This window comes from Clostridia bacterium, assembly GCA_036562685.1.
Classification (GTDB): Bacteria; Bacillota; Clostridia; order Christensenellales; family DUVY01; genus DUVY01.
In genome coordinates, this window is record DATCJR010000056.1 from 1 (window position 1) to 14064 (window position 14064).

At 34.0% G+C, this 14064-nt stretch carries 12 protein-coding genes; all 12 read right to left on the minus strand.

Annotation, left to right across the window (positions count from 1 at the left end):
• Positions 1-1012 (minus strand): AAA family ATPase (locus tag VIL26_02420; protein HEY8389798.1); only part of this gene is annotated, 1012 nt, incomplete at its 3' end.
• Positions 1013-1031: 19 nt separating this feature from the next.
• Positions 1032-1484, minus strand: a complete 453-nt coding sequence (gene argR, locus VIL26_02425) for an arginine repressor (GenBank protein HEY8389799.1) — start codon at positions 1482-1484, stop codon at positions 1032-1034.
• Positions 1485-1486: 2 nt separating this feature from the next.
• Positions 1487-2341, minus strand: coding sequence for an NAD(+)/NADH kinase (locus tag VIL26_02430; GenBank protein ID HEY8389800.1), 855 nt, complete (start codon positions 2339-2341; stop codon positions 1487-1489).
• A gap of 185 nt (positions 2342-2526) precedes the next feature.
• The gene (locus tag VIL26_02435) at positions 2527-5211 is read right to left on the minus strand and encodes a M28 family peptidase (GenBank protein HEY8389801.1); all 2685 of its coding nucleotides are present in this window, start codon (positions 5209-5211) and stop codon (positions 2527-2529) included.
• A 194-nt stretch (positions 5212-5405) separates the two neighbouring features.
• A complete protein-coding gene (locus VIL26_02440; GenBank protein HEY8389802.1) occupies positions 5406-6413 on the minus strand; it encodes a rod shape-determining protein in 1008 nt (335 codons plus the stop codon).
• Positions 6406-6978, minus strand: coding sequence for a Maf family protein (locus VIL26_02445; protein HEY8389803.1), 573 nt, complete (start codon positions 6976-6978; stop codon positions 6406-6408). Before VIL26_02445 ends, VIL26_02440 begins: the two co-directional genes overlap by 8 nt.
• 116 nt (positions 6979-7094) lie before the next feature.
• Positions 7095-7472 (minus strand): hypothetical protein, encoded by a 378-nt coding sequence (locus VIL26_02450; GenBank protein HEY8389804.1) that lies wholly within the window; start codon positions 7470-7472, stop codon positions 7095-7097.
• Between the two features lie 90 nt (positions 7473-7562).
• Entirely contained in the window at positions 7563-8663 is a 1101-nt protein-coding gene (locus VIL26_02455; GenBank protein ID HEY8389805.1) for a GntR family transcriptional regulator, read from the minus strand.
• Positions 8664-8814: 151 nt separating this feature from the next.
• Positions 8815-10233 carry a hypothetical protein gene (locus VIL26_02460; protein ID HEY8389806.1) on the minus strand — a complete coding sequence of 473 codons (1419 nt, stop codon included), beginning with the start codon at positions 10231-10233 and terminating at the stop codon, positions 8815-8817.
• Between the two features lie 10 nt (positions 10234-10243).
• Positions 10244-11470: a glycoside hydrolase family 76 protein gene (locus VIL26_02465; GenBank protein ID HEY8389807.1), complete on the minus strand. Its 1227-nt coding sequence runs from the start codon at positions 11468-11470 to the stop codon at positions 10244-10246.
• Positions 11467-12726 carry a glycoside hydrolase family 125 protein gene (locus tag VIL26_02470; GenBank protein HEY8389808.1) on the minus strand — a complete coding sequence of 420 codons (1260 nt, stop codon included), beginning with the start codon at positions 12724-12726 and terminating at the stop codon, positions 11467-11469. The genes VIL26_02465 and VIL26_02470 overlap by 4 nt, the downstream gene beginning before the upstream one ends.
• A gap of 44 nt (positions 12727-12770) precedes the next feature.
• The coding region (locus VIL26_02475) for a hypothetical protein (protein ID HEY8389809.1) at positions 12771-14064 on the minus strand (1294 nt) is incomplete at its 5' end.

The window sequence follows — 14064 nt, forward strand, 5'->3', positions numbered from 1 at the left end:
CGCTAGAATTAAGTCTGTCAAAATCTTTTTGAGCGCGTTCTAAAAACTTATTGATTTCATCAAAATCAGCACCGTACTTTCTCTTTAGATTTTTTATCAATTCAAGACGCGCTTCAATTTTATCTGCAATCTTTTCGTCAAAATCTAGGTCGCTAGCTTTTTCTTTTAATGTCAAAATAATATCGTCCATCTCATATTTTACAGATTCTAGCCGATTAAACACCAATTCATATTCGGAATCAAATTTTGTAATAGTACTTAACGCATTAAGAGATTGTGATATTGAAGAATCAGCACCACTTGATCCATCCAAAAATTCAAATGCCTGGCTTAAAGCACGGGTGATTTTTTCAAAGTTTACAATCTTGGCACGTTCTGCCAATAACTCTTCTTCTTCATCCTTCTTTAATCCCGCATCTTTAATTTCTTTTATTTGATAGCTGAGAAGGTCAAGCATGCGTTCGCGTTCAGCCTGAGTCATTCCAAAAGAACTCAAGTCTGATAAGCATTTTTTGTATTGATGATAAATATCTGCAACTTCTGCTTTTAGAGGCTCTATATCTTTGGTATAAGCATCAAGTAATTTTATATGAGATGAAGACTTTAATAATGATTGATGTTCATGCTGACCATGAATATCAACCATAGAATCAGTTATAATTCTCAGCATGGAAAGTGTAATTAATCTTCCATTAACTCTGCATTCTGTCTTGCCTTCTGCATTAAGTGTTCTGCTTAACAAAAGAGTATCGTCATCAGCTTCAAGTCCTAAAGATTTTAACTGCTCTTTTGTGACATCATTTATGTAAAAAACACCTTCAACACAGGCTTCTTTTTCACCGCTTTTTAACAGAGTTTTATCTGTCTTAGCACCTAACAGAAAATTGAGCGAGTCCACAATGATAGATTTACCCGCTCCTGTTTCACCGCTCAAAACAGTCAATCCGTTTTCTAACGATATTTCAAGTTCTTTTATGATTGCTATGTTCTTAATGACCAGAGTTTTTAACATACAGATAAATTATAGCATATTATCTTATAATATCATTCAATTTTTGCATTATTTTGTCAACGACAGAATCATCCTTGCAAACTATCAAAAAAGTATCATCCCCTGCTATACAGCCCAAAACCCCATCAAAGCCTGATTTGTCAATAAGCATGGCGGCTGCATTTGCACTTCCACTCAAAGTTTTGACAACAATTAAATTATTGGCGTTTTCAATTGATATAACGCTCTCTCTAAACATATTAGTTAATTTAACGCTGACATTGGAATTGCCTGTTTTTTCTAAAGCGTATTTATACTTCCGCGAATCGCTTAAAACTTTTATAAGCCCAAGTTCTTTTATGTCCCTTGATATTGTTGCTTGGGTCACATCAAAATTGGCTTTTTTTAACTCGGCGACAAGCTCTTCTTGAGTTTCGATTTCTTTTTTTGATATAATTTCAAGAATTTTGGTTTGTCTTGTAGTTCTTCCCATGTTTACTCCTTATTGGTACTCCAATTATTAAGTTTTGTAAGCAGCTTCTTATAAAAATCTGAAGGTTTTACTTTTATAAATCCTGCCATGATTTTGTGTTTGGAAATAATAATTTTCTTTAAGTCAAAATTTGATACAGGTATTCCGTCTGCAATAATAACCGCTTTGGGTGAAAGCGTATTAACTTTTATTTCAATTACTTCGTCTTCGCCTATCACTATTGAACGGTTTCTCAAAGAATGAGAACATACTGGGGTTAAAACCAGCCCTTTTATTGCAGGGCTCAAAATTGGACCTCCTGCACTTAACGAATAGGCAGTAGATCCTGTAGGAGTGCTTACGATAAAGCCATCAGCATTATATTTGTCAACAAGACTGCCGTTAGAATAAACATCAAAATTAATTATTCGTGCTGTAGCTTCTTTAAGTAAAACTATCTCGTTAAGAGCTATTGATTCAGCTTGTCCGCTAACGACATTTAACATCGAACGGTTTTCTATCGTAAACTCATTGTTTTTCAAAGCCTTGGCAGTATAGTCCAACTCATTAATTTCTGTTTCAGTCAAAAAACCGATTTTTCCAATATTAATTCCTAAAACCGGCTTGTTTTTAATAGCACATGACTTTACAGCACGCAAAATAGTACCGTCTCCGCCTGCAACAGCTATTATATCGTTTTTATCTATCAGCTCATCAAATTCAAATCTTTCAATGTCTTCAAATCCATAATTATCAGCATCATAAAGAGACTTTTCAATACTGACAGTAATGCCTTGATTGATTAAACTCTTTATTGCAAGTTTAGAGACATTAAGCGCATTTTCTTTTTTTAAATTAGCTGTAAGTCCGATCCTCATATTATAATTATACATTAAATTAAATATAATTTCAATGCTAGAATTTAAAATAAAAAGGAGCCTGATCAATTATTTAGCTCCTTGTTTTATAAATAAAGGCATTACGATGTATAAGATTTCTTTTTGTAAAAAGAGCGGTTTTATATAGCCGCTCTTTAAAATATACTTCTGATTTTATTATGAGATTATATAGACTGTGAAGATTGAATTCTTAAAACAACATAAACAAAAATATTCTTATCTTCAGCAACTTTCTTAATATCTTCCCATTCTTCAAAGCCATAAAAATCACCAGTCTCAAGATTGCTGTTTTGATATGAGCTAACTTGAGCATTTATTGATACAGTGCCATTATAAACAGAATTTTTACCTGTAACAGTTATCGTGCTCTCGCCTTTTAAATTATTGATTACCAAAGTTGACTTTGATGTATTGACATCAATTTCTTGAGTAACAACTATACCAGAATTGTCTTTGGTCTTTATTGTAACCTTGCTAATATTTTTAGCATTGGTCAATTCTAAATCGTAATGGAATTTTGAATTGCTTTGAATATTAGTATAACTTACTGTAAAGGTCTTTGAATTGCCATCAGTAGTTGTCGTAATGTTTTGTAATTTTGCCAATTCTTCGCCTCGAGTTAAGTCAGAAGAACGTGAACCTTTAGATACATTGCTTACAGCCTTCTTATATACACGCAAAACAGGATCCCATTCATAGCCGTCTAGATCGTAGCTAATATAACGATACATATCAAGATCTTCAATTAACCAAAAACTTCCTGATAAACTCTTGTAATAAACTATACAAGTTTTTGAAGAATAATTATCAGCCTGAACACTTGTATAGTTTTTGCCATAGCTTTGTCCAACCATAGAGAATATAAACAGCATAATGACACCAATTAATGCTATTACGCTTATTCCAAAAGAATTTTTATATTCTCTAGGACGTTTTTCTTTAAATACTTTCTTTATGGTGCGTTCTTCAAATTTGCCTTTCTTAGCTTTGTGCTCTATCTTTTCAGTAACAACTCTTTGAATTCTTACTGTACGCATAGGCAATTTTTTAGCCAAAGAATCAAGTGCAGGCACAAGATAGTTAAAGTATGGTGTTATAAAGCCGTGTGTTGAAACGGTAAATAACATAATGACAGGATACATGTTAAGACCTAATATTGTATATAAGGTCAAGCTTGCACCAAATGTTACAGGAATGGTCAAAATCAAAGGAACAATGAACAATAAAATTCTTTCAATGTCCATTTTGAATCTTTGTTTAAATCTGTCTTTTGTAAATATCATTACAAGTACGACAATCAATTCAAGCAATGCAACAAACATAAATATATAAGCAATCTTAGGTACTGCATATCCTAAAATTATGCTTAACAATGTCCAAATCAAGATATTGCCTCTTACCGTATCAGCCGCACGAGTTCTAAATATCTTTTTTAACAATGAATAGCTAGCGATTGATATTGCTACGCTTATAAATGAGAATGCGATTATCAATCCGATATTTGAGCGCATATAAGTTGACAATGCGTGGATGTTAACAAAGCCCATCGCAGCCAACAATCCCCCAACAGCGTAATAAATTGCTAGGTTAACAACAAACACTACTGCCAAGGTTATTAATTGAACAAGAGCGCCTTTTAATGCATCAAACATCGAGAAGGATTTCTTTTTGGCGTTAAATACAACTACGACGCCAGCCAATACCAGCAATATAGAAGCAAGAACATAACTTGCTATATTACTATAATTAATTACGCCGCCCAAAAATGAGAAGTTAACTGAACCTGAGCTAGGTAACTTTTTCAAATCATAATTAGCAAGACTGTTAGCAGTACGTACTATCAAAGCACCTGTCTGAGATAACAACTTGCTGTTAAGATTGTCAAGATTGTCTGTTACCATATTTTCGGTTTCAGCAGAACCTATATTGGCAAAGTTAAGGGCAGGGATATCTTTAAAGATATTATAATCAAATACTCTGTCATATTTTTTTGATGCTACATCCAAAACAGATGATGCAAAGGCTTTTTTGTTTACCATTGCCCATTTTGAAACAAGCTTGGATGCGTTTTCGGTAGAATTTAACAGAGCCAAAGCTCCGCTAGAACCTAAAGAATCCAATGCATATGCTGCTTTTACTCTGGAATAAACATTGTTAAAGCCAATGAATTTTTCTCTAAAAGCATAAGCACCCAAGGCATTATATTCACCGCCGTCAGCAAAAACAAATAAAAATGAGTTTTTATTGCCGGATATATCGCTAAGTTCTCTTATCGATTCTATCATAGCGCCGACAATGGCAAGATTATTAGCAGAAGGTGAATAATATTTTGAATCATAATGAGTTATATACATTACGGTGTCTGAAGTAAGTTCGGATACACTTTTGCCGATTTCGTCTTTTGCTGGAATATAAACGGCGATATTGGTTAGATTAACTTCAGCGGTCGCAACATACTTGTCCGAAATACCAACTTCAGAATACCAATTATTGATATCTTTGCTTTTTAGCGTGGTTTCTATTACACTAAAAACAGATCCATTTACAGTTCCTGTATTATTAATTTTATCATTATCAGTTACTGTATAAGTGCTGAGTTCTTGAAGTTCAAGATCATTTTTTAATGCAGTATTAGCTATATAATTAACCGCTTTTTCATGGTTATCTGTATCCAGATATATATCTCTTGTAGGAGCTTCATTTAAAATTTTTCTTACATGACTTAATGCTTCATTAGTATCTATATTACCTTTGGCATTAACGCCGCAAAAATCAACAGCGGTAAATATCAAAAACAATATAATCAATAATGCCAATGAAGAATAATATATCGGCTTAAAGACCTTCATCTATGCCCTCCGTAGCAACTAAAAGTAAAGTATTTTGTTGACAAAATAGCTGTCAATAATATCTCAACGTATATAGTACCATAATAACCAAATATTTACAATTGATTAAAGAAAAAAACAAAGCAGCCAGAAGCTGTTTTTATTTTCTTTATGTTAATTTAAATAAAAAGACAAAGAGGGTTTTTAATAAAATATTAATTTTGGTCAAAAATGCTATGTAATAACTGCTCGTCAGATAACAGCTTTCCTGCTCCCAAAATAACGGCATACGAGGCATCCGTTACAACTTTTACTGATACTTTCAATCTTGAACCTAAAAATTGTTCTATTCCCAAAACGCTCGCTGCTCCGCCTGTTAGGAAAATGCCGTTTTTATAAATATCTGCTGCAATTTCAGGCGGACAAACATTAATAATGGATTCTGCCGCATCTGCAATTTTATTATATAAAGGCGCAATCGCTTCTTTAATATCTTTTGCTGTTACTACGGTATAAGACGGGTTTTGGGTCTTTAAATTCATTCCGTTAACTTTGCTTTCAGCTAAATCATTGTCATATAATGAACCTATCTCTATCTTTAGCTTTTCGGCTGTAGTTTCTCCGATAATAAGACCGTATTTTTTCTTTATGTATTCAATAATTGCAGCGTCCATCATTATTCCGCCGGCAAAAACACTACAACCAGAAATTATGCCCGAATTACTCATAACGGCTATATCTGTCGTTCCCCCGCCTATATCTATTACAGCCACGCCCTTGGACGATTCTAGCGGCAGACCTATGCCTAAGCCTGCGGCAATAACGCTTTCAACTAAAATAACTTCATTAATTCCTGCTTTGATGCATGTATCTTCATAATCTTTGCGTTGTGTTCTGGTCAAACCACAGGGAACACACACAATTGCTCTGACATTAAGCAAAAACTTGCCTTTTAAAACTTTTTTCAAAAAAGCTTTTAACATTGCAGTTGCCGCCGTTGTATTAATAATAATACCTTCGTTAATAGGCGAAACTATAATGGTTTTATCTGAAGTTTTGCCTTGCATTTTTTTGACTTTAATGCCGGCTTCTATTATATTTCGTTCTGATATGTTTTCCAAAAAAGCAACTTTTGACGGTTCTTTTAAAACAACGCCCAAACCTTCAACATAAATTGAAGTATATGAAGAACCCATCTCTAATGCCAACTGAATCTTAGACACTATATCCCTCCGCCGTTTTCAGCATTTGTTTGACTAAGTCTTTAGGTAAGCCCATTACATTGGTGTAACTGCCCTGAAATTTTATATCCCAAATATCTTTTATTTCTTGAATGCCGTAAGCCCCCGCTTTATCAAAAGGCTGATATTTTTCTATATAATCTACAATTTCTTGATCACTAAGATTAGGAAATGTCACATCAGTCTGTTCAAAATCGGTAAGAAAAAAAACTTTTGATATCAAGGCAACTCCAGTAATCACTTTGTGAGTTTTACCACTCAAACTTTTCAAAATTTCAAATGCCTGCGTCTTTGATTTTGGCTTGCCTAAACTTTGATTATCCAAAAAAACAAGGGTGTCTGCACCAAGTACGCAATTGCCGTATTTATCAAAGACTGCCTGTGCCTTTTTTTGAGCCAGCGACATACACAGCCTTTGTTCATAATCTTTTCCCTTTGGTATATCCAGGTGCTCATCAACATCTGCAGGGATTACTTCAAAATCTTTTGTTATGGTCTTTAATATTTCTTGTCGTCTAGGTGATGCGCTAGCCAAAATCAGCTTCATGCGATAAGTATACCATAATTTGACATCTTTTAAAATTATTTTAAATAAAAAAATAACCGCCTGAATATGAGGGGATATATTCAAGGCGGTATAAGATGTGGTAGATTTTTAATTTATTAAGTCAATTTGATAACAAATTCTTCAAAAATTTCTTCAAAAATTTCTTTAAAAACTGTTTCATAAATTATACCAATAACACCAGAAAAAACACATATAACAATAGCTATAACACCCAAGATCATTGCTGCTTTCCGTTTTTCCTTATTAGAACGCACTATCGCTATAATACCCAATATAAAACCAGCTAATGGTTGAAAACCAGAAATAACCAGAGCAATTATACCTACAATAAGAGCCCATTTTGTTTCTTGACTAGCATTTTGAACAACAGGATAAGTAGGAGGTGCTTGCTGCCCTACAACGACTTTTTCACCGCAATATATGCAGTATTTGTCATATTTGTCTATAGGTCTTCCGCAACATCTGCAAAACATTATCCCCTCCAAATATGTTATCTTACATAATATATTATATCACTAATCAATATGAGTTTTTTAAGAATAAAATTAAAATCAGATTAAAAATTAAATTATTTTCTTAATAGAACTGTTTATTATAAAATCCCCACTAAGCATAATTTTTGCTGTGCTTCCTCTACTTTTTATGGTATTTAGCAATAATTCTACCGCTCTTATACCAATTTCACTCTCATTTTGACGGACATACGCTGTTTTAGTAAAAAACAAAGGATCATTGATATTGTCAAATGTAACTAATGACATATCATCAGGAACAGACATTCCGAGCTCCTTTAATGCTTGTTTTACTAATGAACATACAGAATACTCTTCCGCAAAAATACAGGTATGTTGAGGATTGTTTTTTATATGTTCTTTTATTCTGTTTATGTCTTCTCTAATAATTGAAGGTGTAGGTTTTACAGTAGGCGTAATAATATCAGTAAAAATATTAGAACTATGATTTATAAAATTATGGCTAATAAATGCTCTTTTAAAACCTTCTAAACGTTCTTCTATTGTAGAAGTGTTTTCTGGTGAAGGCGACATAAAACAAATATGCCTATGTCCTTGTTCAAAGAGATAGTTCATAACATTCATAGAACTAGCAATATTATCCGTACCAACAAAAGGCAAATCCAAGCCCTTTAGATCTCTGTCTATCAGCACCATAGGAAATTTGCTGATTGATAAACGCATTATCACAGGGTTAAATACTTCATTATGTGCAGGCTGCAAGATTATTCCGTCAACATCCTGCTGCAACATATCCATTATTGCCTCGGACTCGCGGTCTTTATCAAAATAAGTATTTTTTATGATGAGAGCTTTTCCATTTTGACTCAAATGCTTTTCTATAGATCTTACAAGATTAACTCCGTACGAAACGCCAAAATCGCACAAAATTAATCCGACTCTTGATGCTTTTTTGTTAGAAGCTTTTGTGGACATCCCGCTTACAAAAGTTCCTTTTCCAGGAATTCTAGTAATCAGCCCTTTTTCAGTAAGTTTTTGCAATGCTTTTTGAACGGTAATGCGACTTACAAGATATTGCTTGCAAATATCCGTTTCGGGAGGAAGCATATCCCCTTCTTTATAAACCCCTTCTAATATTTTTTTGTGAAAATCTTCATAAATTTCAATATAAATAGGAACCCCATTAGCCATCTTTAAATATCCTATATTTTTATATTATTTATTTTTAATGTTATATTCGATATGTGAAAATTATATATTAAATCTTTAAATAAATCAATTTATCTTTATAAAAGCAACAAGGGAAATAATACTATTTCCCTTGTTGTATTAATAACATATTTTAGTCTAATGATGAGTAATACTTAGCCAACATTGCATAGCAATGTGCATTGGCTGCCTGCAAAAGAATTTGTCTGCCATTGCCTTCAGAAACACCAGTATCAGGATATTCTGACCAACCTACAATCCATGAAGGTGCGACTAATCCGTCTTCTGCTTTATTGTTATTCCAAGCATAATCCAAAGCACTTCTCATATGCTCAATATATTCGCTGACATCAACGCCTGTTGAAGCTACATCAATATAACCTTCCAATAAAAATGAAGTAAACCAAGAGTTTTTATGATATGAATACTGTCCTTCAACTGTATTTCTGGAAGCAAACTTTAAGTCAGAACCTGCGGACATATCACTAATCCATTTTTTATAATATTCAGCATTAGTGTTTTGACCAGATTTTACAGCGTTAAAATACAATTCTTTTCCTGCAGTAAGCATACAACCCGTATTATATGGCAATATCTGAGCGTCAATTATTCCAAGATAAAGATTATTTTCAGAATCTGCGTTGACAAAAACCTTATCTTTAATGGTATTGGTTTCTTCATCGAGCAAAGTGTTATATACAAACATAAAAATTTGCTTGGCTGTAGCTAGATATTTTGCTTTTACAGCATCAAACTTGGGATCAGTCATTACATTATACAGCTTTACCAGCATCATTGCTGTGGGAGCTGACGAGCATGCGTTTAGCGAAGCGTTTTTTGTATCGTCGGTTATTCCAGGATGTTTGTCTTTAGCACCCCACAACCAATAAATACCGTTCATTGCTTTGCCTGTTTTTACATCTTTTGCAGTCTCAAAGCCTTCGCCTATAATCCAATTGACAATATTGATTGCTTCATTAAGGTATTTCTGATCGCCTAAGTTTAGATAAGCATAATAATATTCTTTTGCAACCCAAATATTATCATCAAAATATATTCCATCTTTATTGTTGTTGGCCATGTCTTTGGTGTTTGACTTGCCTGAATTATACATCGCATAAGAACTTGCGCTTTCGTTTAAAACACCAAATTCTGTATTGGTAAAGCCTGTTGCCTGTCTTACTCTATAATATCTGAGCCCTTCTAGTGTTTCTTTGAGATAATTTTTCATCATCTCATAGTCTTCATCTTTTTCATCTAATAATTCAAATACCGCGTTTGCCATAGAAACCTGTTCGGTATAAGGCCAAAGGTATGGTGTTCCACCCTCAGGTATAAGCTTAGATGTTTGAGTTTCACTGTTCCAATATAACTCTTTTATTTTTTTAGCATAAGAAATTGCTCTTTCTTTATTGACTGTAATATATTGCTCATTTTTGTTTTTGTCTTTATCGTCAGGAATTACAGTTTTATCTCTGCATCCCGTAAAAAACGATATACTTAAGATACAGCAAACAAGCAATGATATAACAATTTTTAATTTCTTTCTCATCACTGTCTCCTTATTTTTTTATATAATTATAAAAATAAGCAAGCAATCCAAAATTTTCAGAGTTAGCAGCCATATCAAGTATATTAAGATCCTTAATAATTACATTGCCTTGATTATCCTTGGGGAATCCATTAACCCAATTGGCTGGCATAAAGCCCTGTTCGCTTCTTAAGTTTTGGTATGCATAGTTCAGATTAGCTTCGTAATTTTGAATATACTCTATAGCCTGATTATAATGGCGATAAAGTTCAACATATCCATCAAGAAGCAAAACATTAAACCAAGGGTTATCCATTTTGATTGTCTTATAACCCCGATCGCTTTGTTTAAAGAAATAATTATATGAACCCAAAGCGGATGCTTTGGCATGGTCAAGATATTTTTCGTCTTTTGTTATCTCATATAATTTAACTCCAGCAGCAATCATACTACCAGTGTTATATGTATATTTTCTTGTGTCAACAACTCCAAAGTTGCTGATATTATCCCAATAAACATTATCTGAAGGGTCTCTCAAGTTGTTAAAGCAAAAGTCATAAATCTGTATTGCCCTATCAAGATAACTCTGATCATTGGTATGCTCATACATCCTTGAGAATAAAATTACTGCAGGTGCATTGGAACAGGTATTACGGGATTCTTTGCGCTGTTCAAACCAATAAATACCACCTAGTTCGTCTTTTGCCCAACCGCTCCATATGTATTCAATCACCTGTTTGCTTTTATTCAAATATTCTTCATCGCCAAGGATTTCATAAGCGTTAAGAAATTCTCTTGCAATCCAAATATTATCGTCATAATAAGTATCACCGCTTCCTAATTCAGCAACAGCAGCACGCGAAGCGGTATAACACAAATAATCATTTCGTCTTGACTTATAGTATTTGAATCCTTCAAGAGTATTTTTATAAAAATCAGAAATATAGTTTTTTGCAGCATCAGAAAGAGTAGCGATACGCCAGTTGCTTGCCACCATTTCAGTATAAGGCCAAGCATAAGCGGTACTCATTGCTTTGTCACTATCGCCATCATAATTGGGATAATAATGAAAAGCAAATAAAGTATCATTTATCCAATAATTGTCTTTTACCAAATCATTTAGTTCAACGCTAATTTGGGCGTATTTTTTTGCTGTGGCATCAAATCCATCAAACATATCGTTTTTTGGATTTGCACAGCTTAATTCAAACGACGCTATCAAAACCACTCCTATGATAATTGAAATTATCTTTTTCATAATAAATTTCCTTCCAGCATATCCATCACTGCCATTGCAAACAATGTATTTGCCCAACAGAACCATTCTCTAGTAAACTGGTTAGGATCATCTTTGTTAAAGCTCTCATGCATAACACCCTTGCCAGCATCAGTATTCATCAAAATATTAAAGCACTCCAGCTTTTCTTTTTTGTCATCCGTGGTAAGCAGCTGCATGATTACGGCAATATGCCATATATAATTCTCCGGAGTATGCGGACTTCCCACACCTTTTCCAAATTTGCCTTCATAATAATAGGGATTGTCTTTACTTAAAATAAATCTTCTGGTGTTTTGATATATTTCATCATCTTTTTTACAATAACCCAAATAAGGCAAGGACAATAAGCTGGGAACATTGGCATCGTCCATTATATTGACTTTTCCCAATCCGTCAACTTCATAGGCATATATCTTACCATATTTGAAATGTTCAACAATAGCAAACTTTTTTAATCCATTTTCTATGTCATTAAACAACTTGTTTGCACGCTCTTTTAGGTTTTGGGGCAAATTCAAAGTAACAATCCAGCGCAGTATTACGCTTGCAAACATATTGGACGGAATCAAATATCCATATTGGCAAACATCATCGCTAGGTCTGTAACCGTTCCAAATAAGTCCAGTATAACCCACGGGGCCCCCTCTTCCCTCATTGGGAAGAGTAGGAAACTCCGGGTATTTAGGTCGATAATGAAAATAGCTTGACTTTTCAAAATGATGTTGTTCTGTTTCAAAAGTTTTTAGTATTGCTTCCAACGCCTTAGTAAACAAATCATCTAAGATGGTATAATCGTTGGTTTGTTCATAATATTTTTTTATAAGCCATAAAGGATAGCATAAGGAATCTATTTCAAACTTTCTTTCCCAGATCCAAGGGCTGTCAAAATCAGTAATATCATCCTTATGTCCCTGATTATTAGGCTCTGCGTTAAAAGCATTGGCATACGGATCTAATAAAATATATTGTAATTGCCGTTTTATAAGCCCTTTTATCAAGTCTTGTACATCACGGTCAATGCTTGCATAGGGAAGATATCCCATAACCTGTACTGCAGAATCACGCAGCCACATGGCAGGGATATCGCCCGTCAGCATAAATGTTGTCCCATCCTCCATGGTTTTGGCAGCCGTGTCTATACTAGAATAAAAACACGCTTCAAACATTTTCTTTAGCCGAGGTTCTAGATTAGATGAAATTTCAGATATTTTTTGTCGCATTATTTCGTATTTCATATTTATCTCTCCATGTAGGATGTTTCCTCTTTTGTTAAAATTAATTAATCTTTATTTTCTTTATTTCTTTTAATAAGGACATAGGTTATTATGCCTGCAGCAGCCAATACAATGACGCCTGCAACTACGCCTATAACAATTCCAACAACATTAGTGCCTGCTTTTGCATTTGCCATATTGACATCAGCTTTCAATGTGATTTTGTCAAAAGCTGAATATACTTCAACTTCTACGCTAAAGTCTTCATTTGAATCCGGTTTATATGTCCAAACACCGTTTTCTGACAATGTACCCTTATTTGTTTTTAAGTTCCAAGTTAAGTAGTAGTTGGCATTGTTAACAATAAACTTTGAAAAATCAATAGTTATTGTTTCGCCAGCTTTATATTCGTCTTCAATTACTACAGGTTTTGAAGAAATTGAAGTTCCGCCGAACTGAGAGAGATATGATACCCATTCTCCACCATTCTTGTTAGCTTGAAAATCATAAATACCTATTTCTTTGCTTGCCTGAGTTGTGTCTCCATTAGGTATGATGATATAAATAGCTCTGTCGGTTACTTCAGTATCTGTAATATTGAACTGCTGAACGATAGTACCTGTTTTGGTATTAATCATCATATCAGTTGTTGCCCATCCGTTACCCGACGCACCTTCACTTGCATATACGTTCGCAATAGCACCCGTAGAGATACGAACCACACCATTGTCAACGTCATAAATCATTATTGTGTTGTCACCCCAGAAATTAGCTGTACCATTACCACCTTTTAATGTGAGTTTTACAATACCGCTCTTTCCAGTGGTCCACCAAAGGATACCTTCAGGTGAAGGAACACCGCAGCTAAATCCCATATCAAATGCCTTATTATAAGCATCAACGAACTTTGCTACCAAGGTTTTGTTATCAGGAATGTTCAAGAAATCGTAAGCATTGGCAACAGAACTTGAAACTGTTTCTTCTGTTATAGTGTTGGAGTAGTTTATAGTGGAGAAGAAATTAGTCTGCTTGTCATATGTTGCTCCGATTGTAGAATAACCGATTTCTACGGTGTACTCTATGATGTTCAAATCCTCGTCAAAGTCAACCTGAGTTTTTAACAATACCTTAATATAACCGTTTTTGAAGCCTTGAGCATATACTGCTGCTTCGTCATCGCTGCCATCTGCAACCTTGATAAAGTCTGTTATAGGATAACCAAGATCAGATGCATTAGCCCATGTGCTATAAACTGAAGGACGCAAATATCTTAATGTATTATTAGTTTCATCATAAGCCAAAGCAGCACTCTCATTATCCTTGTTGGTATAAACCTGCATAATAACTGAGTTGTTAAGG